Annotated in this window: 22 protein-coding genes; 12 read left to right on the forward strand and 10 right to left on the reverse strand. The window is 63.9% G+C overall.

Going from position 1 to position 23,300, the window contains the following annotated elements; genetic code table 11:
* Positions 1–18 precede the first annotated feature (18 nt).
* The gene (locus tag BMG03_RS02175; protein ID WP_244270980.1) at positions 19–702 is read left to right on the forward strand and encodes a sigma-70 family RNA polymerase sigma factor; all 684 of its coding nucleotides are present in this window, start codon (positions 19–21) and stop codon (positions 700–702) included.
* Complete coding sequence (locus BMG03_RS02180; RefSeq protein WP_075776693.1) at positions 699–1,328, forward strand: NrsF family protein; 630 nt, start codon at positions 699–701, stop codon at positions 1,326–1,328. Before BMG03_RS02175 ends, BMG03_RS02180 begins: the two co-directional genes overlap by 4 nt.
* A gap of 3 nt (positions 1,329–1,331) precedes the next feature.
* Here BMG03_RS02180 and BMG03_RS02185 read toward each other — a convergent pair whose 3' ends face one another.
* The 3 genes from BMG03_RS02185 to BMG03_RS02195 all read right to left on the reverse strand — a co-directional run bounded on the left by BMG03_RS02185 (position 1,332) and on the right by BMG03_RS02195 (position 5,013).
* Positions 1,332–2,117, reverse strand: coding sequence for a 3'(2'),5'-bisphosphate nucleotidase CysQ (locus BMG03_RS02185; protein ID WP_075776692.1), 786 nt, complete (start codon positions 2,115–2,117; stop codon positions 1,332–1,334).
* Entirely contained in the window at positions 2,104–3,453 is a 1,350-nt protein-coding gene (locus BMG03_RS02190) for a TldD/PmbA family protein (protein WP_075776691.1), read from the reverse strand. The genes BMG03_RS02185 and BMG03_RS02190 overlap by 14 nt, the downstream gene beginning before the upstream one ends.
* Positions 3,454–3,522: 69 nt before the next feature.
* Positions 3,523–5,013, reverse strand: coding sequence for a DUF2125 domain-containing protein (locus tag BMG03_RS02195; protein ID WP_075776690.1), 1,491 nt, complete (start codon positions 5,011–5,013; stop codon positions 3,523–3,525).
* Between the two features lie 118 nt (positions 5,014–5,131).
* Between BMG03_RS02195 and BMG03_RS02200 the strand changes: the two genes are divergently transcribed.
* Positions 5,132–5,749 (forward strand): enoyl-CoA hydratase/isomerase family protein, encoded by a 618-nt coding sequence (locus tag BMG03_RS02200; RefSeq protein ID WP_075776689.1) that lies wholly within the window; start codon positions 5,132–5,134, stop codon positions 5,747–5,749.
* A gap of 60 nt (positions 5,750–5,809) precedes the next feature.
* On the opposite strand, the gene BMG03_RS02205 is transcribed toward BMG03_RS02200, so the two are convergent.
* From BMG03_RS02205 to BMG03_RS02220, 4 genes are all read right to left on the reverse strand, one after another.
* On the reverse strand, positions 5,810–6,151 hold the full coding sequence (locus tag BMG03_RS02205) for a DUF2853 family protein (protein WP_075776688.1): 342 nt from the start codon (positions 6,149–6,151) through the stop codon (positions 5,810–5,812).
* Between the two features lie 100 nt (positions 6,152–6,251).
* A complete protein-coding gene (locus BMG03_RS02210; RefSeq protein ID WP_075776687.1) occupies positions 6,252–6,596 on the reverse strand; it encodes a TraR/DksA family transcriptional regulator in 345 nt (114 codons plus the stop codon).
* Positions 6,597–6,695: 99 nt separating this feature from the next.
* Positions 6,696–8,087: an adenosylhomocysteinase gene (gene ahcY / locus BMG03_RS02215; RefSeq protein WP_075776686.1), complete on the reverse strand. Its 1,392-nt coding sequence runs from the start codon at positions 8,085–8,087 to the stop codon at positions 6,696–6,698.
* 73 nt (positions 8,088–8,160) lie between these two features.
* Positions 8,161–8,670, reverse strand: coding sequence for a hypothetical protein (locus BMG03_RS02220; RefSeq protein WP_075776685.1), 510 nt, complete (start codon positions 8,668–8,670; stop codon positions 8,161–8,163).
* A gap of 130 nt (positions 8,671–8,800) precedes the next feature.
* Here BMG03_RS02220 and BMG03_RS02225 point away from each other — a divergent pair, with 130 nt between their 5' ends.
* Together BMG03_RS02225 and BMG03_RS02230 are read left to right on the forward strand one after the other, a co-directional pair.
* A complete protein-coding gene (locus BMG03_RS02225) occupies positions 8,801–9,160 on the forward strand; it encodes a hypothetical protein (RefSeq protein ID WP_075776684.1) in 360 nt (119 codons plus the stop codon).
* A gap of 88 nt (positions 9,161–9,248) precedes the next feature.
* Positions 9,249–9,833: an HD domain-containing protein gene (locus BMG03_RS02230; protein ID WP_075776683.1), complete on the forward strand. Its 585-nt coding sequence runs from the start codon at positions 9,249–9,251 to the stop codon at positions 9,831–9,833.
* Between the two features lie 54 nt (positions 9,834–9,887).
* On the opposite strand, the gene BMG03_RS02235 is transcribed toward BMG03_RS02230, so the two are convergent.
* The 3 genes from BMG03_RS02235 to BMG03_RS02245 all read right to left on the reverse strand — a co-directional run bounded on the left by BMG03_RS02235 (position 9,888) and on the right by BMG03_RS02245 (position 11,549).
* Positions 9,888–10,202 (reverse strand): H-NS histone family protein, encoded by a 315-nt coding sequence (locus tag BMG03_RS02235; protein ID WP_075776682.1) that lies wholly within the window; start codon positions 10,200–10,202, stop codon positions 9,888–9,890.
* Positions 10,203–10,268: 66 nt separating this feature from the next.
* A complete protein-coding gene (locus BMG03_RS02240) occupies positions 10,269–10,823 on the reverse strand; it encodes an ActR/PrrA/RegA family redox response regulator transcription factor (RefSeq protein WP_075776681.1) in 555 nt (184 codons plus the stop codon).
* A gap of 63 nt (positions 10,824–10,886) precedes the next feature.
* Positions 10,887–11,549, reverse strand: a complete 663-nt coding sequence (locus BMG03_RS02245) for an SCO family protein (protein WP_075776680.1) — start codon at positions 11,547–11,549, stop codon at positions 10,887–10,889.
* 105 nt (positions 11,550–11,654) lie between these two features.
* Here BMG03_RS02245 and regB point away from each other — a divergent pair, with 105 nt between their 5' ends.
* From regB to addA, 7 genes are all read left to right on the forward strand, one after another.
* The gene (gene regB, locus BMG03_RS02250) at positions 11,655–13,037 is read left to right on the forward strand and encodes a sensor histidine kinase RegB (RefSeq protein WP_075776679.1); all 1,383 of its coding nucleotides are present in this window, start codon (positions 11,655–11,657) and stop codon (positions 13,035–13,037) included.
* A 96-nt stretch (positions 13,038–13,133) separates the two neighbouring features.
* A complete protein-coding gene (locus BMG03_RS02255; RefSeq protein WP_075776678.1) occupies positions 13,134–14,738 on the forward strand; it encodes a PAS-domain containing protein in 1,605 nt (534 codons plus the stop codon).
* A gap of 40 nt (positions 14,739–14,778) precedes the next feature.
* Positions 14,779–15,273, forward strand: a complete 495-nt coding sequence (gene tsaE / locus BMG03_RS02260) for a tRNA (adenosine(37)-N6)-threonylcarbamoyltransferase complex ATPase subunit type 1 TsaE (RefSeq protein WP_077701059.1) — start codon at positions 14,779–14,781, stop codon at positions 15,271–15,273.
* Positions 15,266–16,261, forward strand: coding sequence for an aminoglycoside phosphotransferase family protein (locus BMG03_RS02265; RefSeq protein ID WP_075776677.1), 996 nt, complete (start codon positions 15,266–15,268; stop codon positions 16,259–16,261). Before tsaE ends, BMG03_RS02265 begins: the two co-directional genes overlap by 8 nt.
* Positions 16,237–16,920 (forward strand): nucleotidyltransferase family protein, encoded by a 684-nt coding sequence (locus BMG03_RS02270; protein WP_075776676.1) that lies wholly within the window; start codon positions 16,237–16,239, stop codon positions 16,918–16,920. The genes BMG03_RS02265 and BMG03_RS02270 overlap by 25 nt, the downstream gene beginning before the upstream one ends.
* A complete protein-coding gene (gene addB / locus BMG03_RS02275; protein ID WP_075776675.1) occupies positions 16,913–19,864 on the forward strand; it encodes a double-strand break repair protein AddB in 2,952 nt (983 codons plus the stop codon). Before BMG03_RS02270 ends, addB begins: the two co-directional genes overlap by 8 nt.
* The gene (gene addA, locus BMG03_RS02280) at positions 19,861–23,250 is read left to right on the forward strand and encodes a double-strand break repair helicase AddA (RefSeq protein ID WP_075776674.1); all 3,390 of its coding nucleotides are present in this window, start codon (positions 19,861–19,863) and stop codon (positions 23,248–23,250) included. Before addB ends, addA begins: the two co-directional genes overlap by 4 nt.
* Positions 23,251–23,300: the final 50 nt, after the last annotated feature.

Consider the following 23,300-nt stretch of genomic DNA (forward strand, 5'->3'; position numbering starts at 1 on the left):
GGTAGTCTCCCTGATTGGTTGGGGCCTCTTGCGGCCCTGATCACCGTTCGCGAGAGGTCACGGCGTCGTTACGATGCTCACGCCAGCGTGAAGAAAAAAGTTTTTCGCTCCGGCTGTAACGAAGGCATGATCGCGAACGAAGGGACGGCGATGATGCATGATCGGCGGGCAGATTGGTCGCAGCTCCTGCGGGCTGCGAATGCGGGCGACAAGCGCGCCTATGGCTTGTTCCTGCAAGCCGTGACCCCCGTGCTTCGCTCGGTGGTGCGGTCGCGTGGCGGAGGGTTGTCAGAGGCTGATTGCGAGGACGTTGTGCAGGAGGTTTTGCTCGCCATCCATCTGAAGCGTCACACTTGGCGCGAAGATGAGCCTGCTGCGCCGTGGTGTTACGCAATCGCCCGGCACAAGGTGGTCGACGCCTTTCGCAAACGCGGGCGACGTTTCCATCTTCCGGTCGAGGACTTCGCCGAGGTGCTGCCCGCCGCGCCTGAGGCGGATCCTACAGAAAAGGCCGATATAGAGACGTTTTTGACCCATCTGGAGCCCCGCGCAGCGCAACTGGTGCGCGCTATCGGGCTCGAAGGGAAAAGCATCGCGGAAACTGGCGATGCGTTAGATATGAGTGAGGGAGCGGTGCGGGTCATGCTGCATCGTTCGTTGAAAAAACTGGCCGCGCTTCGCGAGAGGCTGATCGAGATATGAAGACCGAAGACCTGATATCCGTATTGCAACAGGACACGTTGCACGAACCCCGCCCGAAACAGGTGCTGGGCCGCTGGCTTGTGCCGGCGCTTTTCCTGTCAGCGCTGTTCGTGATTTCGGTCTATGGTTTGCGGTTTCCGCTGCAACAGACCCTTATGACGCCGGAAATCGCCCCGAAATTTTACCTGCCGCTGGTCTTGGCCGTGCTCGTGACGCCGATGGCAGTGCGCCTGGGGCAGCCCACGGCGAAGGTGTCGACCGGGTGGCTCTGGATCTTCCCGGCACTCGGCGCCGCGCTTTTGGCCTATGCTTACCTGACCACGCCCGACGGGCAGCGGATGGCGGATTTCAAGGGAGAGACGATCCTGCCCTGTCTGATCTCCGTTCCGATGCTGTCCTTCCCGGCGTTGGGCGCGCTTCTCGTGAGCCTGCGCAAAGGGGCGGTGACGCGCCCGGCGCGGGCCGGGGCGCTCGCGGGGCTCGCCGCCGGAGGAATGGGTACCGCGATCTACGCCTTGCACTGCACCGAGGACAGCCCGCTTTTCTACGTCACGTGGTATGGCGCGGGGATCGTCGTCGTGATGCTTGTGGGTGCTTTGCTCGGGAAGCGCGTGTTGCGCTGGTAGACCCTAATCAGGCCAAAACGCCAGATTCTCGATGAATTTCTCATGCAGGACCGGGTTGGCGACGACCAGCCCGCTCGATTGCGGAGGGGAGCGGTTGAACCGCAGCGCGCGTCCATTGCGATCCGTTGCCAGAAGCCCGGCGCGTTGGGCGATCAGGCTCGCGGCGGCGATGTCCCACTCCCACGCCGGACGCAGCGAGATCGTCGCGTCGAACCTCCCTTCGGCCACCAGACACAGCCGCCACGCCAGCGACGAGCGGAAATGGCGCTGATAATCCGGCTGACCGTGCCGCCAGAAGCTTGGATTGTCGGAGAGTTTCGAGGTCAGAACCGTCGCGCCGGACAGCACTTCTTGTGCACCGGGCCGCAGCGGCTCCCCGTTCAGGCAAGCCGGACCGTCGATCGATGCGGAATAGGTGAGATCGTGCACCGGCAGATGCACCACGCCCGCCACGACCGCGCCATCGCGCACCACGGCCAGCGCATGTGCGAAGCCGCCATCATGGGCGAGAAAGGCGCGCGTGCCGTCGATCGGATCGACGATGAAGGTCGAGCGCGCCTCAAGACGGGCCGGATCGTCGGTGCTTTCCTCGGACAGCCAGCCGTAATCGGGCCGGGCGCCGCGCAGGCGCTCTTCCAGCAGCGCGTTCACCGCTAGATCGGCCTCGGACACCGGACCGGCCCCGTCGCCTTTGTCCCAGGCTTCGGGCGCTTTTTTCCAGTATGTGAGCGCGAGCGCACCGGCCTCTTTGGCGGTCTCGATGAGCAGGGGAAGATCAGTCTCCGGCAAGCGTCATCCCTTCGAGGAGAAGCGAGGGCACGATATGGCTCAGATGCATCCGCGCGTCATTCGCGGGTCGGATGCTGCGGAGCATGTCGCGCAGGTTGCCCGCGATAGTGCACTCGTTGACGGGATAGACCGGCTCGCCGTTTTCGACCCAGAAGCCCGAGGCCCCGCGCGAGTAATCACCGGTATTGGGGTTGATCGTCGCCCCGATGAAGGAGGTTACCAGAAGTCCGGTGCCCATTTCGGCCATCAGTTCCTCGCGGGTCTTGTCGCCTTGGGTCAGGGTCACGTTACCGATGCCGGGCGAGGGCGGCGAAGAGGTGCCGCGGCTGGCATTTGCCGTCGATTGCAGCCCCAGCTTGCGCGCGCAGGCGAGGTCGAGCGTCCAGCTTTTCAGCACGCCGTTCTCGACGATGGCGCGGCGCGCGGTAGCGAGCCCTTCCGCGTCGAAGGGGCGCGAGCCGGAGACCCGTTTGCGATGCGGCTCCTCAATCAGCGACAGGCCGTCGGGCAGCACTTGGTCGTCCAGAGCGTCGCGCAGCCACGAGGCTCCGCGGCAGATTGCCTGCCCGTTCACCGCGGACAGCAGATGCCCGATCAGGCTGCCCGAGACGCGCTCGTCGATCAGCACCGGATAGGCACCGGTTTTCGGGCGGCGCGGATTGGCACGGGCCGCAGCGCGTTCGCCCGCCAGGCGCCCGATTTCTTGCGCAGTTGGCAGGTCGGACTGGAAAACACGGCTCTCGGCGGCCCAGTCGCGCTCCATCCCAAGCCCCTCGCCGGAAATCGCGACGGCGGAGACAACGCGCGAACTGCGGTCGTAGCCGCCCGCGAAACCGTTGGAGGCGGCGACATGGACACGCCGATAGGAATAGGCGGCGGAGGCGGATTGAACCTGCGTGACGCCTTCGACACCGAGCGCGGCTGCTTCGGCTTCGAGCGCGTCGCTTTGCAGTGCCTCGGCGGAGGGTTCGGCGCTCGGATCGGCCAGTTCCATTCCGTCGGCATCGCGACGGTCGGTCAACTGAGAGGGATCGGCGAGGCCAATGAACGGATCTTCCGGCGCTTCGCGGGCCATCGCAATCGCGCGCTGGGCCATTTCCTCGAAGGTGCGCGCGGAAATATCGGAGGCGGAAACGCAGGCTTGCTTGCCACCGAGGAGGACACGCAGCCCCATCTCGACGCCCTCGGACCGCTCGGCCTGTTCGAGACGGCCTTCGCGTACATCGATCGCAACCGAACGCCCATCGACTGCAATGGCATCGGCGGCCGGGGCGCCTGCGCGCTTCGCGGCCTCGAGCAGCGATTGGGTCAGATCGGAGAGGGAGGGCTTGGTCATTTCCACCTCGTGAGAAAAACGCGAAGCCGCCCGGAGATCCGGACGGCTTCGCGCCGTGGGTTTCGGTGTTTACTGGACGCGTTGGCCGTTGACGAGGATTTCCCCGCCATCCTTGAACTCGACCTGCGACGCGTAGGCGTCGTCGCCCGTGGGCTTGGCGTAGAGGCCCAGCATCATCCGCCCGAACATGATCTGATCCTGCGGCACGAGGCCTATCGAGACCAGCTTGTCCATCAGCGCGTTCGCCCCGGTCAGCGTCAGATCGATCTTGCCCGTGGGCATCGGCATCGGCCCGCCATTCTTCAGCTCCAGCGCGCCCTTGCCGTTCAGATCGGCGCCGACCATCGACAGCTTGATGTTGTTGATGTCGACGGTCTGGACCTCCATCGGGGGCGAGTCCATCGCGGCGGCGGCGGGGCTGAACAGATCCTCGGTGAGCTTCATCTTGCCCGAGAGATCCACCTGCAGCGTCGCCGGGTCATGCGGCAGATCGCCGTTCGGATCGAACATCGCCCAAATGTTGTCGGAGACCGAGACGCCGTTGAAGCCGAGCTTCGCCTTGTAGTCCTGCGCCGTATCCGCTTTTGCGACCGGCATCGCGAATGTCATGTCCGCCGACTGGATATCCGCGGTGATCGGGAAAGGCAGATCGGGCGTGGCGATCTCGATGTGGCCGTTGTTGCTCTGACCGCCGAAGGACAGACCGTCCTTCGACATCGTGACGTCGAATTTCCCGCCCTCGTCGGTGGTCTTCTGATCGACCTTGCCGTTGGGTCCGTCGGCGGTGGTCGCCCAGTTCGAGCTGGCATAGGTCATCGTCAGATCGAGGTTCGCACCGGCATTGAGCGCTTCGTCGAGCTTTTCGGAGGAGACGTCCTTGGGCATCGCGAAACTCCCCTCGTAGGAGAGATCGTTCATCTGGCCGTTCATGTTGAACGTGCCGCTGCCCTCGGGATCGGCCCCGGAGGCGGTGAGGTCGAGCGTGCCGATCGCCATCTTCGAGTCGACCGAATGCATATCGCCGTCGACGACGTGGTAATTGCCCTTGGTGTCCTTCAGCGCAAGATACATCTTGATCGGAACATCCTGCCCCTCGGCGGAGACGGTCTGGTCGAGATCCACGGTCAGTTTCGGCGCGTCGATATCGTAGGTCAGATCGCCCGGCGACCCGGAAACGATGATCTTGCTGTCGGTCTGGGTCATCGTCATCTTCATGGCGACGTCCGAGGTGTCGGTGCCCGGCTTTCCGGTCATGTCACCGGTCATCTTCTCGGGGAAAATGGTCTCCACCGTGCCGTCGCCGCGGTCGCGCAGCTTCAGTTCGGGAACGTCGAGCGTGAGGCTCATATTGTCGACATTGCGCACCATCTTCACGTCGGAGACGATGAGCGTGTCGCCCTCTCGGTTCTGACCGCCGACCATCACCTCGTAGCCGTAGGTCTGGTATTCGGATTGCCACGCCTGCCAGACCTGCTCCGCGGTTACATCCGCGAAAGAGGCCGTGGTGGACAGCAGCGAAACCACGACGGCGCCGGAACCGACGGTTTTGAGCCATGCCATAAGAGGGTACCTTTCCACTGAGAACCAAGTCGCGGCCATCCTCCTTTGGGTCAGGCCGATGGTCAAGCCTTCGCGGGGCTGCTAGAGGGGTTTCACGGGAGTTGTGAGGAGGCTGGGAATGATCTGCCACGAGATCGAGAACGGGCTGTGGCGCGTGACCATCGACCGGCCTGAAAAAGCCAACTCGCTGACCGGCGCGATGTTGGGCGAGATCGCCGATCTGGCCGAGCGTGCGGGGCGCGAGGAGGCGCGGGCTTTCGTGTTGACCGGGACCGGCAAGGTGTTCTCCGCCGGGGCCGATCTGGCAGAGGCGAAGACGGTAACGCTCGCGACCGACCCGGTCTGGGAACGGCTTTCCGGCGCGATCGCTTCGCTGCCCTGCCTGACGATCGCGGCGCTGAACGGCACTTTGGCCGGGGGCGCGATGGGCATGGCGCTCGCTTGCGATCTGCGCATCGCCGTCCCGGGCGCGAAATTCTTCTACCCGGTGATGAAGCTCGGCTTCCTGCCGCAGCCCTCGGACCCGGCGCGCATGGTCGCTTTGGTCGGGCCCGCGCGGGCCAAGATGATCCTGATGGCGGGGCAGAAGATCGAGGCCGAAGAGGCCTTGGGCTGGGGGTTGATCGACCGGATCGTGCCGCGCGAGACGCTGGACGAAACGGTCGCGACGCTCGCTGCCGATGCGCTGGGTGCGCGGGCTGCGCATGTCGCGGGGATCAAGGCGCTGATCCGCTAAAGCGAACGGCCCGGACAGGCCGGGCCGCGGGGCGTCACATTCTACGCGAGGCTGTCGCGATCAGGCGTACACGCTCTCTTTGCCGAAATGCTTGGTGAGCATGTAATAGATCACGGCGCGATACTTGTTGCGCTCGGACCGGCCGTAGGTCTCGATCACGCTGTCGATCGCATCCATCAGTTCGGGGCCGTCGGAGAGGCCGAGTTTCTTGACGAGGAAGTTGTCCTTCACGGTTTCCAGCTCCCCCTTGTCTGTGGCCGCGACGGTCGATGCATCCGCATCGTAGATCGAGGGGCCGCAGCCGATCGTCACCTTGGTCAGAAGCTCCATGTCAGGGGCCATGCCGCATTTGGATTTCAGATCCTCGGCGTATTTCTCAATCAGCTCGTCTCTTTTACCCATCTGTCCCACCTATCAGGTTGCTTTGCCCAGAAATGAAGGCAGGCGCAGGTTAAGCCCAGATAGGGAAATTACAAAGTGTAAATCCCGGACCTGTCGCACCTCAGCCTCCGCCTCGACAGGAAACGCATTGTGTGAAGGTCGGGTCGAGTTCGAGGCGCTTCTCGGGGATCGGCTCGCCGCAGCTGTCGCAATAGCCGAATTCGTCCTCTTCGATACGCTGGAGCGCGGCCTCTATCGCTGTGATCCGATGCTTGCGGCGACCGTCGACCGCATTGGCCATCGCCTGATTCTGCAACGCGTCCATGCGCGACAGCCGACCGACGCTTTGCTGGTCCAGCTCGACGGGTTTGCGGGTCTGCGCGGTGTCCTGCGAGGCGGTGCGCAGCTCTGCCAGCTCCGCTTCCAACTGCGGTTTGAAACGCGCGGCAAGGTCTTCGGGTGTCATCGCTCTCCTCCTGTCCCAAGGAAAACCGATCATCGCCCGCGTTGCACGTAAAAAGGCCGCGCCTTGCCGCGCGGCCTTCGAAATCGCGATGTGATCCGGTCAGTAGCGGTAATGCTCGGGCTTGAAGGGGCCTTCGACCGTGACGCCGATATATTCCGCCTGATCGGGCTTGAGCTGGGTCAGCTTCACGCCGATCCGGTCCAGATGCAGGCGGGCGACCTTTTCATCGAGGTGCTTGGGCAGGATGTAGACGCCCGGCGCGTAGTCATCGCCCTTGGTCCACAGCTCGATCTGCGCCAGCACCTGATTGGTGAACGACGCCGACATCACGAAGCTCGGGTGGCCGGTGGCGTTGCCCAGGTTCAGCAGGCGGCCTTCCGACAGCAGGATGATGCGCGAGCCAGAGGGCATCTCGATCATGTCCACTTGCTCTTTGACGTTCGTCCATTTGTGGTTCTTCAGGTTCGCGACCTGAATTTCATTGTCGAAATGGCCGATATTGCCGACGATCGCCATGTCCTTCATCTCGCGCATATGCTCGATCCGAATGACGTCCTTGTTGCCGGTGGTGGTGATGAAGATGTCGGCGCTGTCGACCACGTCTTCCAGCACGACGACCTCGAACCCGTCCATCGCAGCTTGCAGCGCGCAGATCGGATCGACCTCGGTGACCTTCACACGAGCACCTGCACCGCGCAGCGAAGCGGCGGAGCCTTTGCCCACATCGCCGTAACCGCAGACGACGGCGACCTTGCCGGCCATCATCACGTCGGTCGCGCGGCGGATGCCGTCAACGAGGCTCTCTTTGCAGCCGTATTTGTTGTCGAACTTCGACTTGGTGACCGAGTCGTTCACGTTGATTGCCGGGAAGGGCAGCAGCCCCTTCTTGTGCAGATCATAAAGGCGATGCACGCCGGTCGTGGTCTCTTCCGAGACGCCCTTGATCGCGTCGCGCTGCTTGGTGAACCAGCCGGGGCTTTCCTTCATGCGCTTCTTGATCTGAGCGAACAGCGCCTCTTCCTCTTCCGAGGTGGGCACTTCGATCAGGTCGGTCTCACCGTTCTCGACCCGCGCGCCGAGCAGGATGTAGAGCGTCGCATCCCCGCCGTCGTCGAGGATCATGTTGCAGGTGCCTTCCTCGAACTGGAAAATCTGGTCGGTATAGGACCAGTATTCCGCGAGCGTCTCGCCCTTGATCGCGAAGACAGGCGTGCCGCCCGCAGCAATAGCCGCGGCCGCGTGATCCTGCGTCGAGAAGATGTTGCACGAGGCCCAACGCACATCGGCGCCAAGCGCCTTCAGTGTTTCGATCAGCACAGCGGTCTGCACTGTCATGTGCAGCGACCCCGCGATGCGCGCGCCTTTCAGCGGTTTGCTCTCGCCGAATTCTGCGCGACAGGCCATCAGGCCCGGCATTTCGGTTTCGGCGATGTCGAGCTCTTTGCGGCCATATTCGGCCAGAGCTATATCCTTGATGACGTAATCGGCCATGCGCGGCTCCCAATCTGAATTTGGGAGCTATGTAGCACCGGGACCGTAAAGCGGCAATGAAGGCCGATCACGATCAGGTGGCGGGAAGAATCCCTTCGCGATGCAGAAGCGCCACCGGGTTCTTGCCACGCTTCCAGTCGGTGCCCGAGGATACGATGCAGGAGACGTTGTCGGCGCGGGTATAGACCGCAGTCCAGGTGCCCATGAGGCTCGAGGCGTAAAGCTCGACCTTGCGGTGATCGCCGAGCTGTTTCGTCATCGCGGGCTTCTCCGCGAAATCGTGATTGAGGGAATCCACCAGCTTCGCGCGCTTGTCGCAATATGGTTGGTTGGGGCTTTGTGCCTCGCCGATCGCGGTGACGTCGTCGAAGGCGGAAAGATCGCCATAGGGAATTTCGGAGGGGATATCCTCCATCGGGCGCCCGTTGCCCTCGTAGCCGTCGAGCATGACCTGCCGCGCCGCTTGGGGATGCTGGGCAGGCGTCACAGCCTCGTCGCTGCGCACGGCCGCGATGGCGATGGTCGCGGGGATCGAAATGATGGCGATCCCGGCGGTAAGAAACGTGGTTTTCGAGGTTTGCATTTTCGCGTCCCCTTTTTCTCTCCGTGTCAACCCGAGAACTCGCCATGGGCGGAAATGTTCCTCTTTATGTGACGTTTACAGCCGGATTGGCTTTGGCTAGTCACAGATACGCGCTGCATGAGAGGAGCGAATGGAGATCGATCTGGCCTGCTCGAAACCGGCGCAGCACCGCAATGCGATCGCGTTTTGCTGCGACGGCGCTTACCCGCCTTATGCGGCGCATGCGGCCGCCCAGATTGCCGCGCTCCATCCGAATCGGGATTTCGACATCTGCATCGTGAGCGCCGAGCCGGTCACGCTTCCGGATTCGCTGTGCAGTTTCGATCCGGAGCCGATATTCGCGGGCTTTTCGACGGATCGCGGACGCGGTTCGGGCATGTATGTGCGGCAGATGCTCCCGCAGATTTTTGCGGATGACACCGGCCCGACGAAACCGTGTAAAGCGCGACCCGAGACGCCGCAGCCACGCTTTGGCCGGGCAGCAAGCTGATGAAGAAAATGCTCGTTCGGCGTCTCATCAACAGAAACAAGATGGCGCGCTATCTCGCGCGTTCTCCCGACGACTATACGGTGATCACATGAAACGCGCTTGGCAAAGGATGCTCTCGGGACGCCGGCTCGACCTGCTGGACCCGACGCCCGTCGATATCGAGATCGAGGATATCGCGCATGGTCTGGCTTTCGTGGCCCGCTGGAACGGGCAGACCTTCGGTGACTGGCCCTATTCGGTGGCCGAGCATTCGCTGCTGGTGGAGCAGATTTTCTGCCACCAGAATCCTAGGATCGCGGCGAAATGGAAATTGGCGGCGCTTTTGCACGACGCGCCGGAATATGTACTGGGCGATATGATCAGCCCGGTGAAAGCGGCGATCGGCGAAGGCTACGGCGCGCTCGATAATCGTCTGATTGCGGCGGTGCATATACGGTTTGGTCTACCCGCGGCGCTTCCCGTGCGAATCAAACGCGCGATCAAAAAGGCGGATATCGTTTCGGCGCGGTTGGAGGCCGAACAGATCGCCGGATTTTCCAAGGCGGAATCCGACAAGGTTTTCGGCAAACTCGCGCCCGAATATGCCGAGACCTTTAAAATACACCTGCGGCCACCGTCGGAAGTGCGCGCTGATTATACCGCACGCCACGAAGCGCTTCTGGCAGAGCTGTAATGCGAAAAGCCTGCCATTTCGGCAGGCCTTGCATAAAGGTATCCAATTCGAGACTCAGATCTTCAGATCGTCGAGCGATTTTCCATTATCGAGAGCGGCTTGCACCCAACGCGGCTTGCGGCCACGGCCGGTCCAGGTTTCGCTGGGATTGTCGGGATTGGCGTATTTCGGCGGCACGGTGCGGCGCGGCTTGGCCGAGCCCGAACCGGTCAATTCCGCCAACGAATAGCCCATATCGCGTGCCGCGCGCTCAAGCTGATCGATCGCTTCTTTCTTCTTGCGATCCTCGTAGCTGGAGATCGCCTTGTCGACTTGCTTGCGAAGAGCCTTGAGCTCGTCGAGGGACATATCATCTAGATTCATTTTAATGCTCCGAATTGCATATTCCGAAGCATTAAATAGAAACGTAAATTAATTAACAACCTGACCAAAACGTCAGCGGGGGCTCCGTTTGGCCAAAATCCGCTGAAGGGTCCGGCGGTGCATATTCAAACGGCGCGCGGTTTCCGAGACATTCCGGTCGCAAAGTTCGTACACACGTTGAATATGTTCCCAACGCACGCGATCCGCACTCATCGGGTTTTCCGGCGGCGGCGGGGCGACTTCGCCTTTCGCCAATAGCGCATTCGTGACGTCAGTGGCATCGGCAGGCTTCGCGATATAATCGGTCGCCCCCATTTTCACGGCGGCCACCGCGGTCGCGATCGCCCCGTATCCGGTCAGGACCACGATTCGAGCATCGGCACGCTTTTCACGAAGCGCCTCGACCACATCGAGCCCATTTCCGTCCTCGAGCCGCAGGTCGATCACCGCATAGGCGGGCGGGTTCGATTGCACGATGGCGCGGCCTGCAGCCACGGTTTCGGCCGTCTGGGTCTCGAAGCCGCGCTTCTCCATCGCGCGCGCCAGCCGCGTGAGAAACGGTACATCATCATCGACGATCAGAAGCGATTTGTCCGGACCGATATCCGCGCTGATGTCTTCAGCCATTATCGTAACTCCCTGTCGTCGAGTTTAACGTTTGATTGGTTTTAGACGCGCGCGCCTACTCGGTCAATTTCCGGCTGCGCCGTCGGGATTGGCGTTTTTCCATGCGTCGACGAAACAGGCGACGCTGTCGGCCATCTGCTCCGGCGTGGTGTCGCGGTTGTAGTATTCCGCGAAACCGGAATCGGGGAAGACCAGATAGCTCTGTGTCGAGTGGTCGATCAGCGTGTAGGGGTCGTTAGGATCCTGCACTTTGAAATAGGTACGATATTCCTGCGAGACCTTCTTGATCTGCTCCGGCGTGCCGGTCAGTCCGATCATTTTCGGATGCATGAAATCGGTGAATTCCTTGATAAGCTCCGGCGTGTCGCGCGCGGAATCGACCGAGATGAAGACCGGCGTCACCGAATATCCGCGCTTTTCGAGGAGGCTCACGGCCTCGGCGTTGCGTGCGCTGTCGAGCGGGCAGACATCGGGGCAGTAGGTATAGCCAAAATAGAGAATGCTCGGCTCGGTGATGACATCCGCATCGGTCACCTCCTTACCGTTCTCGTCGGTCAGCGTGAAAGGACCGCCAATCTCGCCCGCGCCGCCTGCGACGACACTCTGGCGGCATTGCGCGAAAATATCGTCGTCCTGGCTGCGGGTCGCCGCGAACCAGGTAACGCCAAGGCCGATGACCACGATCGCCGAAGCGCCGATGGCGGAAATTTTCGCAATACGGTTCATATTGTCACTCCTCTCACGGCTGCATTGATCGCGCGGCGGGCGGCGATTATCAATGCTTTCATGCCGCCAATTCCGGCGATGTGCGCTTTGGACGCGGGAGACGACATGGCTCAACGCCTCGAGGCCCAACCCGGCCCGGCCGAGATTCACCACGACTGGGTGCGCCTCCGGACGCTGATCTTCCTGCGCTGGACCGCGATCGTGGGACAGCTTGGCGCGATTTTCGTGGCCTATTTCGTTTATGATATCGCGTTGGATCTGGCGCTGTGCCTCGCCACGGTGGCGGCAGCGATCGCGGCCAATCTCGTGGCGATTTTCCTGTTTCCCGACACCAAGCGCCTCACCCAGCCCGAAGCGGCGGCGACGCTGATGTTCGACATGGCGCAGCTCGCGCTGCTGCTGTCGATTACTGGCGGGATGAACAACCCCTTCGCGTTGCTCATTCTGGTGCCCGTCACCATAGCGGCGACCGCACTGGAGAGATCGGCCACGATCCTTCTCGGCCTTGCGACAATGGTGATGATCTCGATCGTCGCCGTGGTCTACCTACCTTTGGTCAGCAAGACCGGCGAGGTGATCGCGGTGCCGGACGTGTTCGAATTCGGCTACTGGCTTTCGATCATCATCGGCGTCGCCTTCCTCGGGGCCTATGCCCATAAGGTGGCGAGCGAAGTGCGCTCCATGGGCGATGCGCTCCGCGCGACGCAGCTCGCCTTGGCGCGCGAGCAGAAGCTGACCGATCTCGGCGGCGTCGTCGCGGCCGCCGCGCATGAGTTGGGCACGCCGCTTGCGACGATCAAGCTGGTCAGTTCGGAGTTGGCCGACGAGCTCGAAGACAGCCCCGATTTGCGCGACGACGCGCTCCTGATCCGCGAGCAGGCCAATCGGTGCCGCGACATCCTCCATTCCATGGGTCGGATCGGCAAGGACGATCTGCATATGCGCAGTGCGCCGATCGTCGCCGTTCTGCGCGAAGCGGCGGACCCGCATATGGAGCGCGGGATCGAAATTCATTTCGACGCCCATCCGATTGTCGAGGGGCTGGAGCGTCAGCCGACGATCTACCGCTATCCCGAACTGATCCACGCGCTGCGCAATTTCATCCAGAACGCCGTCGATTTTGCCCAATCCACCGTTTGGGTTGAGGCGGAATGGGATGACGAAGAGATCACCGTGCGGATCAGTGACGACGGCAGAGGCTATCCAGCGAGCGTGCTCAACCGGATCGGCGATCCCTTCCTGCAACCGCGGGCAAACGCGGCGGAACGCAAAGGTTACGAGGGGATGGGGCTTGGCGTGTTCATCGCGAAGACCCTGATCGAGAGGACCGGCGGGCGGCTCACCTTTTCCAACGGGGACGTACCCTTTGCGCCCCGCGCCGCAGCGCCTGTGCGCTCCGGCGCGGTTGTGGAGGTTGTCTGGCCCGCTACCCGCCTTCTGGCACGGGACGAGGCAGGGCTTGGCCTGAACCAACCGATCGCGGTCTGATCCCCATCGACGCCTGCATGCTCGACGTGAGTTAACGTCGGCTTAACGATTCTCCCGCACCTTCGACCTCGCGACAGGTTTGAAAGGCCGAAGGATATGAGGACTGCATGGCTCGAGGCGGCGATGATCGCGCTTACCTCGGTGGGCGCGGCTTTGGTCGGATTGCTGCTGACATGGATTGCCGTGGGGCGCGGGCCGAGGCGCAAGCTCACCCCCGCCGCGCGGGAGGACGTCGAGGAGGTGGCCTTACTGTTCGATGATGAGGCGCTTGTGGATGCGACACCGCCGGCGCGGCGCTTGCTGGAAACGATGCCCGTCGGGGTGACCGATTGGGCCCGTTTCACCGCCTTCGCCGCGCCGCGGTTTCCGGAGTTTCAGTCCCGGATCGCGCGGCTCTCCGAGTTCGCGCGGCTCGAGATGACAGAAACCGCGACCCGCGGCGAGAAACCGCGGCTGCGCCTGACTGCCGAAAACCTGCGCGGCCTGGCGCGGATCACCCTCATCGATCCGGAGGGCGAAGGGCAGGGCCAGCGCGTCGACAACCTCTCGCTCCGGGCGATGGAGGACGAGTTGGAGATGATGCGCGCCACGCTCGACCGTTCCCCCGTTCTGATCTGGCGGATCGAGAAAAATGGCGAGCTGACCTGGGCGAACAGAGCCTACCTCCTGCGCGCAGGCGCCTTCGACGCGGATGAAGAGGGGTTCGGCTGGCCGCTGCCGAAGCTGTTCACGCTGCCGCCGGACGCGTTCAGCGGCGGCGGGCCCCACCGGCTCGAGCTGACCTCGCCCGCGCCAGGAGCTTCGGATGTCGCGACCTGGTTCGACTGTCATTCCGTCGTGCTCGAAGGTGGTACGCTACATTTCGCGCTCCCCGCCGAGGCTGCCGTCCGGGCCGAGCAGGCGCTGCGTGATTTCGTCCAGACCCTGACCAAGACATTTGCCGATCTCCCGACCGGCCTCGCCATTTTCGACCGGGACCGCCAGCTGAGGCTGTTCAATCCCGCACTGAGCGACCTGCTTCAGCTTGGCCCGGAATTCCTCGCCACGCGCCCTACGCTCTACGCATTTCTCGACAGGCTGCGCGAGACTAAAATGGTGCCCGAGCCGAAGGACTACCGAAGCTGGCGGCAGGAAATGACCGAGCTGGAGCGGGCGGCCGCCTCGGGGTTCCACGCCGAAACATGGAACCTGCCGGGCGGGCAGACCTATCGCGTCACCGGACGCCCGCATCCGGACGGGGCGGTAGCGTTCCTGTTCGAAGACATCTCCTCGGAAGCGTCCCTAACCCGGCAGTTTCGCGGTGAAATCGAAATGTCTCAGGAGATCTTGGACAGGATCGGGGACGCGATCGCGGTGTTCCGTCCTTCCGGCGAATTGGCGATATCGAATGCTGCCTATGGAGCGCTCTGGGGCGTCGATCCCGAGGCGACGTTGGGCCGGGTGACGTTACTCGATGCTGTAAAGCAATGGCAGGCCTGCGCCGAACCCAGCGCTTTCTGGTCGTGGCTGCAAAACCTCGCGCGCGAAATCGGCGCACGCGAGAACCTGACCGAAGAGATTACGTTGCTCGACGGTCGGCGGGTAACCTGCCGACTCGAGACGCTCTCGGGCGGGGCGTTCCTGCTGCGTTTCGCTGTTGTTGAGACTTCCGACACGCCGCCGCCACGTAAGGCCGAGGCCATCATCGCTCAGCAAGGCTAGCCGCTTGGCAAAAGGGCGATGCGCGCGCTAGAAGCAACCCATGCCCGCGCCGACGCACGCCCCCGTTTCAACCGAAATGCCCTGTCTCGATCTCCCTGATCCCGAGGCGACAGAGCGGCTTGGCGCGCTGTTTGCCGAATTCGCCGTGCCGGGCGATGTGCTGCTCCTCGATGGCCAGATCGGCGCCGGCAAAACCCATTTCGCGCGGGCCCTGATCCAGACGCGGCTCGGCGTGGCCGAAGACGTGCCCTCGCCGACCTTCACGCTGGTGCAGACCTACGAGGCCGATTGCGAAATCTGGCATGCTGACCTCTATCGGCTCACCGACCCCGACGAAGTTCTCGAACTCGGGCTGGATGCGGCGTTCGACAGCGCGATCTGCCTGATCGAATGGCCCGACCGGCTGGGCTCGGCGGCTCCGAAAGGGGCGCTTCGGCTGCGCTTCGAGCAAACCGAAGACGGCGCGGCGCGAAGGGTCTGTTTCGAGACTGTTACGCCTCTCGCGCAGGAAGTTCTGGAGGCATGGAATGGCTGACGAAGCCAAGGTTCATAGCTTCCTCGCCGCCGCCGGATGGCGGGAGGCCGCGCGCAGCCCGCTCGCCGGAGATGCCTCCGCCCGCAGCTACGAACGCCTGACCCGCGGCGCAGATCGCGCCGTGCTGATGAAGGCCCCGAACGGCTCCGAGATCGCGCGCTTCACCCGGATCGGTGATTGGCTTGCGGAGGCGGGGTTTTCGACTCCGCGGGTGCTCGCGCGCGACGATGCGGCGGGGCTGCTGTTGCTCGAAGATTTCGGCGACGCGCTCGCGGCCCGTCACCTTGATGCGACACCCGAGGATGAGGCCGCGCTCTATGCCCTGATCACAGAATTCCTCGCCGAATTGCGCCACCACGCGCCGCCCGCAGACCTGCCGCTGCTGGACGGGTCGGCACTGGCCGAACTGCTGGATCTGGTGCCGGAGTTCTATCCCTGCACCGACCGCGCCGCCGCGGATAGGTTGCAACAGGCGATCACTCGGAAATTCGACACTATTCCAGCGTGGACGCCGGTTTTGTGCCTGCGAGATTTCCATGCGGAAAATATCATTCTGCTGGATCGTCCGGGCCTGCGTCGCCTCGGTCTTCTCGACTATCAGGACGCGCTGCGCGCCCATCCCGCCTATGATCTGGTCTCCGCGTTGCAGGACGCGCGCCGCGATGTGAGCCCGCAGGTCGAGGAAGCCGAAGTTGCCCACTACTGCGCGCTGACCGAGGCCGACACTGGCGCGTTCCACCTCGCCTACCGGCTGCTCGGTCTGCAACGTGCCATGCGCATTCTTGGAATCTTCGCGCGGCTTTGTGTCCGGGATGGGAAGCCGCAATATCTTGAGTTTATGCCGCGCGTCTACGACTATATCTCGCGTAACCTCTCCAGTCCCGCTCTTGCGGAGCTGGCAGAGCTCTTCCACGCCGCCTATCCTGCGCCCGACCCGAATTTGATTGCTGATTTGAGACGAAAATGCCCGACCAGCCAGACGCCTTGATGCTCTTCGCCGCCGGTTTCGGCACGCGAATGGGCGCGCTGACGCAAAACCGGCCGAAACCGATGGTCGAAGTCGCGGGGCGTCCCTTGATCGATCACGCGCTCGACCTTGCGCGGGCAGGCGGGGCGCGGCGGCTCGTGGCCAATGTCCATTACCTTGCTGATCAGGTGATCGCGCATCTGGCCGGTCAGGACGTCGCGATCTCGGATGAGCGCGACGAGATTCTGGAAACCGGCGGCGGGCTGCGCAAGGCGCTGCCGCTGCTGGGCGAAGGGCCGGTGATGACGTTAAATACAGATGCGGTCTGGACCGGCGAGAACCCCGTGGCCCGGCTGCGCGAAGCCTGGCAACCAGAGGACATGTCGGCGCTTCTGATGCTGGTGCGGCCAGAGAATGCCCGCGGCCATGCGGGTGCGGGCGATTTCGCAATGGATGAAACCGGCCGGCTGAGACGCGGGCCGGGCTATGTCTATACCGGCGCGCAGATGCTGAATCCTGCTGGAATAGGGTCGATCTCCGAGCAGAAATTCTCGCTGAACCTCCTTTGGGATGAGATGATCGCGGCGGGGCGTGTCTTCGGGCTCGTGCATGACGGGGGGTGGTGCGATGTCGGACGACCCGAGTCTATTCCGCTGGCCGAGGCGATGCTCGATGAGTGACGGCGCTGCCTCCGTCTACGCTCTCCCGCCCGGCGTCGATTTCCCCCGTGCGCTGGTAGCGGGCCTACGAGCGCGCTTCGCCGACAAGCCGCCCGAGGCACTGGCGCGTGTCACGCTCTATCTAAACTCCGGACGGATGCGCCGCCGTGTGCGCGAGATCTTCCTCGAAAGCGGCGCGCTCTACCTGCCGCGTCTGCTATTGGTGAGCGATCTCGGGGCAGATCCGCTCGCGGGTCTGCCGCTGCCCGTGCCCCCGCTGCGCCGCAAGTTGGAACTGGCCCAGTTCGTCGAGCAACTCACCCGCGCCATGCCTGAATTCGAAGCCGGCGCGAGCCAGTTCGCGCTGGCCGAGAGCCTCTATTCTCTCCTCGCAGAGATGAAGAGCGAGGGCGTCCATATCGACGATCTCGATCAGCTCGAACTGACCGAGACCCATGCCCGGCACTGGCAGGAGAGCCTGCGCTTCATCCGGATCATTGCGCGCTATTTCGACAACGAAGTCGAACTGGACCGCGAGAGCCGTCAGCGGATGGTCGTCGAGGCAGTAATCGAGCGCTGGCGCGAAAGCCCGCCTGCGGATCCGGTGATCGTCGCGGGATCGACTGGTTCGCATGGGGCGACCTCGCTCTTCATGCAGGCGGTCGCGCGGTTGGAAAACGGGTCGATCGTGCTCCCCGGCTTCGACCGCGACATGACGCAGGCGGCGTGGGATAGTCTCTATTCCGGCCCATTTCCGCTCGAGGACCACCCGCAGTTCCGCTATCGCAGCTTGCTCGATAAGCTCGGGCTCTCGGCGGAGGACGTCGTCGATTGGGACGAGATCTCCGCGCCGGACCCGGACCGCAATCGCCTCCTTTCGCTGGCGCTGCGACCGGCGCCGGTTACCGACCAATGGCGGCGCGAAGGCGCCGGGCTGGGGCCGCTCGTTCCAGCCTGTCAGGGGCTGTCGCTGATCGAAGCGCGCGATCCGCGCCATGAGGCGCTGGCGATCGCGCTCGCGCTGCGCGATGCGGTCGAGCGTGGTGTCAGTTCGGCCCTGATCACGCCGGACCGTCTTCTGGCGCGCCGCGTGGCGGCGGCGCTCGACCGATGGGGCCTGGTGCCCGACGACAGTGCGGGTCAGCCACTGCAGCAGACAGCGGCGGGGCGCTTCCTGCGTCAGGTCGCGGCGATGCGGGCGCGTCCCGTCGGGATCGCCGATCTGATCGCGCTGCTGAAACATCCGTTGACCGCGACCGGTGATGCGGAACGCGGGCCGCACTTGCGCAACACGCGCGAACTGGAGCTTCGCCTGCGCCGCTACGGGCCCGCTTTCCCGGATCGGGACAGTCTCACGAAATGGGCTGAAAAAGACCCTGATTCACGGGAATCCTGGGCGCATTGGCTCTGCGATATTCTCGAGGATTTCGCCGCACCTTCTGCGGCCGCGCTGTCCGATCATGTGGAGCAGCATTTCCGTCTCGCTGAACGGATCGCGGCCGGCCCGAGTGCCGCGACCGAGACCAGCGAGCTGTGGCGCGAGGCCGCAGGGCGCGAGGCGCGCCGCCTGATGGAAGACCTGCGTAGCCAGTCCGGCTTCGGCGGGCATCTCGGCGCGCTCGATTACGCCGATCTTGTCAACCGGCACCTCCAGAGCGGGCTCGTGCGGCACACGCTCGCCGCGCACCCGCTGATCGCGATCTGGGGGACGCTGGAAGCGCGCGCGCAGGGGGCCGAACTGGTGATCTGTGGCGGGCTGAACGAGGGAAGCTGGCCGGAGGCGCCAGCTCCCGATCCATGGTTCAGCCGGCAAATGCGGCTGGAATCGGGTCTATTGCTGCCCGAAAGGCAGGTCGGCCTGTCCGCGCACGACTTCCAGCAAGCGGTCGCCGGGCCGCAAGTAATCCTGTCGAGATGCGCGCGGGATGCGGAGGCGCAGACGATCCCGTCACGCTGGCTCAACCGACTTTTGAACCTAGTCGACGGCCTGCCCGATCAAGGCGGCACCGAGGCGCTGGCCGAGATGCGCGGGCGCGGCAAGCGCTGGCTCGACCTGGCGGACGCGCTCGAGACGCCGCGGATCACGCTGCAGCCTGCCAAACGCCCGTCGCCACGTCCGCCGGTCGACGTGCGCCCGCGCGAGTTGCCTGTCACCGCGATCGAGACCCTGATCCGCGACCCCTACGACATTTACGCGAAGCGCATCCTGAAGCTGCGAGTGCTCGATCCGCTGCGCCCCGAGCCCGATGCCTTGCTGCGGGGACAGGTGCTGCACCAGATCGTCGAAACCTTCGTGAAGACCTATGACGAGGCGGCCACGATCGAGGCGGCGCAGGCGCGTCTGATGGAGATCGCCGAGGAGGTTATGACCCGGGACATTCCGTGGCCCAGTGCGCAGCGCATCTGGCTCGCAAGGGTCCGGGGGATCGCCGAGACTTTCTGCCGGGCCGAGGCCGAGCGGCGCGCGCAAGGCGCGCCCATGGTGATAGAGAAAAAAGGCTCTGTTTCACTGCAAAAGCCGATTTTCACTCTGACCGCGAAGCCCGACCGGATCGACATTCTCGAGGACGGGCGCGCGTGGATCTACGACTACAAAACCGGCACGCCACCTTCCGAGCGAGAGGTGATGGCTTTCAACAAACAGATGCTTCTGGAGGCGGCGATGGTCGGGCGCGGGGCCTTCGAGGCGATCGGACCGCGCGAGGTCGCGGGCATGTCCTATGTGCGGCTGGGCGGCGACGGCGCCACCACGCAGATCAAGGGCAAATCCGGGGATCGCAGCGAGACGCCCGAGGAGAGCTGGGAGAAATTCCGCAAGCTGATCGCGCGCTATTTCGAGCCGACGCAGGGCTTCACCGCGCGGCGCGCCCCGCAGAAGGCCCGCGCGCGGTCGGATTACGATCAGGTCTCGCGCTTCGGGGAATGGGATGTCACCGATGAGGCCGAGGGGGAGGACGTGTCATGACCCATCCGGCCAGCCTAAGACAGCATCAGGCGTCGCAACCGGACAGCTCGGTCTGGCTTGCCGCGAATGCGGGCTCGGGCAAGACCAAGGTGCTGACCGACCGCGTCGCGCGCATGCTTTTGGCCGGAACAGAGCCTCAACGCATCCTGTGCCTGACCTACACCAAGGCCGCCGCGGCGGAGATGCAGAACCGTCTGCTCGGTTTGCTGGGCGGCTGGGCGATGATGGACGAGGCGAAGCTGCGCGAGAAGCTGCGGGCGCTGGGTGCCGACGAGGCGCTGTCGGCCGAGGATCTGGCGAAAGCGCGGCGGCTGTTCGCCAAGGCGATCGAGACGCCGGGCGGCCTGAAGATCCAGACCATCCACGCCTTCTGCGCCGGGCTTCTGCGTCGCTTCCCGCTCGAGGCGAAAGTCTCGCCGGGCTTTTCCGAGATGGACGACCGCGCCGGCGAATTGATGCGTGAGGATATCCTCGAGGAGATCGCGACCGGCCCGGATTGCGACCGGCTCGATGCGTTGCTGGGCGTCTATTCCGGTGAGGATCTGACGTCGCTCGCCGCCGATATAAGCCGGAATAGGGTCGGTTTTGCAGGCGATCTGGGCTTGCCCGATCTGCTGGAAGCCTACGATCTGCCGCGGGATATGACCGAAGAGGCGCTGCTCTCTGCGGTCTTCGACGACGGCGATCTGAAAATGATCGGCGACGTCGCGCCTGCGTTCCTTGCAAGCTCCAAGAACGATCAGCGCGTCGGCGCAGGTCTGGCGGCGGCGCGTACCCGCGATCTGGACGCTGTGCAGGCGCTGGAAGACGTTCTTTGCGTCAAGAAACCGAAGGAGGGCCCGGCCTATCAGCCCAAGCTCGACAAGGTCGCCACCAAGGCGCTTGCGAAATCGCTGGGCGACGGCACGATGGCGGCGCTGTCCGATCTGTCCGAGCGCGTCTCCGAGAACCGTCCCCGCCGCCTCGCCTTCGTCGCGGCGAAACGCGCCCATGCGTTGCACCGGTTCGCGCAGGTCTTCCTGCCGCGGCTCGACGGCTATAAGGCCGCGCGCGGCTGGCTCGATTTCGACGATCTGATCGACCGCGCGGCGGCGCTCCTAGATGAGCCGTCGGTGGCGCAATGGGTGCTGTTCCGCCTTGACGGTGGGATTGACCATATCCTTGTCGACGAGGCGCAGGATACGAGCCCCCGGCAATGGCGGGTGATCGAGCGGATCGCCGAGGAATTCACCTCCGGCGAAGGCGCGCATGAGGGCGAACGCACGTTGTTTGTGGTGGGCGACCGCAAGCAGTCGATCTATTCCTTCCAAGGCGCCGACCTTCAGCAATTCGAGGAAATGCGCGCCCATTTTGCCCGAAAATTCGCGGATATCGGACGTTCGCTCGCGCCGCTGGAGCTGGAACATTCCTTCCGATCATCCGCCGCTGTGCTGCGTTCCGTGGACCTAGCATTCGCGCGCGGGGCCGAGCAGGGCCTGGGCGGGGCGCCCTCGCATATCGCCTTCCACGAGGCGCTTCCGGGCCGCGTCGATCTGTGGCCCGCGATCGAGTCGGTAAAGACCGATGACGAGGACGATTGGGAGAGCCCGGTCGATCTGACCAGCGCGGAATCTGCGATTTCGCAGCTGTCGCGCATGATCGCCGCCGAGATTTCTGCGATGATCGCGCAAGGTGTGCAAATCCCCGATCACGAGGCGCCCGGCGGCGCCCGCCCGGTGCATGAGGGCGATTTTCTGATCCTCGTGCGGCGCCGCTCGGAACTGTTTTCCGAGATCATTCGCGCCTGCAAGTCGATCGGGCTCGCGGTGGCGGGGGCGGATCGCCTGAAGCTCGGTGCGGAGCTTGCGGTGCGTGACATCCGCTCGCTACTGAGCTTCCTCGCGACGCCGGAGGACGATCTGTCGCTGGCGGAGGCGTTGCGCTCGCCGCTGCTGAACTGGTCCGAGCAGGAGCTTTACCAACTCGCGCAGCCCCGGAAGGGCTATCTCTGGGAGGCGCTCCGCCGTGGCGAGATGCGCCCTGATACGCAGGAGATGCTGAAAGATCTGCGCGATCACTCGGATTTCCTGCGGCCATTCGAGCTGATCGAACGCCTGCTGACCCGGCATGGCGGGCGCGAGCGGCTTCTGGCGCGGCTTGGTCCCGAAGCGGAGGACGGAATCGACGAGCTGATCTCGCAGGCTCTGGCGTTCGAGCGCAATGAAGTGCCGAGCCTGACCGGCTTCCTCGGCTGGCTCGATGCGGATGACGTGCAGGTGAAGCGGCAGCTGGACGGGGCAGGGCGCGCGATCCGGGTGATGACGGTCCACGGCTCGAAAGGGCTGGAGGCACCGATCGTCATCCTGCCCGATACGGCGAAGAAAAAAGAGCCTAATCCGCCTAAAATCCTGCGTTTGGACAATGGCGTCGCGGGGCTGCGGCAGCCCGCACCGGACGCGCCGGAGGCCCAGCTTTCCGCCGCAGGAAAAGAGACGACCGCCCGCGCGGAAGAGGCGCAGCGACTTCTCTACGTCGCGATGACGCGGGCGGAGAAATGGCTGATCGTGGCCGCAGCGGGCGAGGTCGGCGAGGGCGACGAGACCTGGTATAGCCGGATGAAATCGGGCCTCGAAGCTGCCGGGACCGAGGACGTCACGGGCCTTTCCAAACCGCTGCAAGAACTGGGCGAGTTTCCACGCCACGCGACCGGCGCATGGCCGGAAAACGCTGCGGCGCCAGCAGCCGCGGAGGAGGTCACGCGACTGGATCTACCCGCATGGAGCCTAACGCCGGCAGCTGCCATCGAGCCCCCGCCGCGCCCGCTTTCGCCCTCCGATCTGGGCGGAGCCAAGGCTCTGTTCGGTGATGGCGAGACGATGGACGAAGACGAGGCGCTGCGTCACGGGCGCAACCTGCACCGGCTTCTCGAGCATCTGCCGGAACGGCCGCGCGACCAGTGGGAAGACCTTGCCGAACTCTTGCTGTCCGAGGGCGAGGATGCGCTGCTTCCGGGTGAAATAGAGCCTGTTTTGGCCGAAGCGACCCGCGTTCTCGAAGCGCCGGGCATGGCGGCCTGGCTGGGGCCGGACTGTCTGGCGGAGGTCGAGATCACCGCCGCGCTGGAGGAATTCGGCGGCCAGCGGATTCACGGTTTCCTCGACCGTCTGCGGATTGATGCCGAAGGGGTTCACATTCTCGATTACAAATCCAACCGCATCGTCCCCCCGTCGCCCGATCAGGTGCCCGACGGGATCGTGCGACAGATGGCCGCCTATCGCGCGGCGCTACGCCAGATTCACCCCGGACGCACGATTACCTGCGCGATCCTGTGGACACAGGACGGAACGATCATGCCGCTCGCAGATGCACAGCTAGACGGGAGCTTGCGCACGCCCACTGTATCTTGACGCCGCCGGGGGCGGAACTTACCTTCCTTGCCGACCCAATATTCAGGAGG

Origin of the sequence: Thioclava nitratireducens (genome assembly GCF_001940525.2) — a bacterium.
In the GTDB taxonomy this organism is placed as follows: Bacteria; Pseudomonadota; Alphaproteobacteria; order Rhodobacterales; family Rhodobacteraceae; genus Thioclava; species Thioclava nitratireducens.

What these genes read in the sequence shown, in the direction of transcription:
- BMG03_RS02180 (WP_075776693.1), top strand. Translation starts at nt 699, where the DNA reads ATGAAGACCGAAGACCTGATATCCGTATTGCAACAGGACACGTTGCAC.
- BMG03_RS02190 (WP_075776691.1), bottom strand. Translation starts at nt 3,453, where the DNA reads ATGACCAAGCCCTCCCTCTCCGATCTGACCCAATCGCTGCTCGAGGCC.
- BMG03_RS02195 (WP_075776690.1), bottom strand. Translation starts at nt 5,013, where the DNA reads ATGGCATGGCTCAAAACCGTCGGTTCCGGCGCCGTCGTGGTTTCGCTG.
- BMG03_RS02200 (WP_075776689.1), top strand. Translation starts at nt 5,132, where the DNA reads ATGATCTGCCACGAGATCGAGAACGGGCTGTGGCGCGTGACCATCGAC.
- BMG03_RS02205 (WP_075776688.1), bottom strand. Translation starts at nt 6,151, where the DNA reads ATGGGTAAAAGAGACGAGCTGATTGAGAAATACGCCGAGGATCTGAAA.
- BMG03_RS02210 (WP_075776687.1), bottom strand. Translation starts at nt 6,596, where the DNA reads ATGACACCCGAAGACCTTGCCGCGCGTTTCAAACCGCAGTTGGAAGCG.
- ahcY (WP_075776686.1), bottom strand. Translation starts at nt 8,087, where the DNA reads ATGGCCGATTACGTCATCAAGGATATAGCTCTGGCCGAATATGGCCGC.
- BMG03_RS02220 (WP_075776685.1), bottom strand. Translation starts at nt 8,670, where the DNA reads ATGCAAACCTCGAAAACCACGTTTCTTACCGCCGGGATCGCCATCATT.
- BMG03_RS02225 (WP_075776684.1), top strand. Translation starts at nt 8,801, where the DNA reads ATGGAGATCGATCTGGCCTGCTCGAAACCGGCGCAGCACCGCAATGCG.
- BMG03_RS02230 (WP_075776683.1), top strand. Translation starts at nt 9,249, where the DNA reads ATGAAACGCGCTTGGCAAAGGATGCTCTCGGGACGCCGGCTCGACCTG.
- BMG03_RS02240 (WP_075776681.1), bottom strand. Translation starts at nt 10,823, where the DNA reads ATGGCTGAAGACATCAGCGCGGATATCGGTCCGGACAAATCGCTTCTG.
- BMG03_RS02245 (WP_075776680.1), bottom strand. Translation starts at nt 11,549, where the DNA reads ATGAACCGTATTGCGAAAATTTCCGCCATCGGCGCTTCGGCGATCGTG.
- regB (WP_075776679.1), top strand. Translation starts at nt 11,655, where the DNA reads ATGGCTCAACGCCTCGAGGCCCAACCCGGCCCGGCCGAGATTCACCAC.
- BMG03_RS02255 (WP_075776678.1), top strand. Translation starts at nt 13,134, where the DNA reads ATGAGGACTGCATGGCTCGAGGCGGCGATGATCGCGCTTACCTCGGTG.
- tsaE (WP_077701059.1), top strand. Translation starts at nt 14,779, where the DNA reads ATGCCCGCGCCGACGCACGCCCCCGTTTCAACCGAAATGCCCTGTCTC.
- BMG03_RS02265 (WP_075776677.1), top strand. Translation starts at nt 15,266, where the DNA reads ATGGCTGACGAAGCCAAGGTTCATAGCTTCCTCGCCGCCGCCGGATGG.
- BMG03_RS02270 (WP_075776676.1), top strand. Translation starts at nt 16,237, where the DNA reads ATGCCCGACCAGCCAGACGCCTTGATGCTCTTCGCCGCCGGTTTCGGC.
- addB (WP_075776675.1), top strand. Translation starts at nt 16,913, where the DNA reads ATGAGTGACGGCGCTGCCTCCGTCTACGCTCTCCCGCCCGGCGTCGAT.
- addA (WP_075776674.1), top strand. Translation starts at nt 19,861, where the DNA reads ATGACCCATCCGGCCAGCCTAAGACAGCATCAGGCGTCGCAACCGGAC.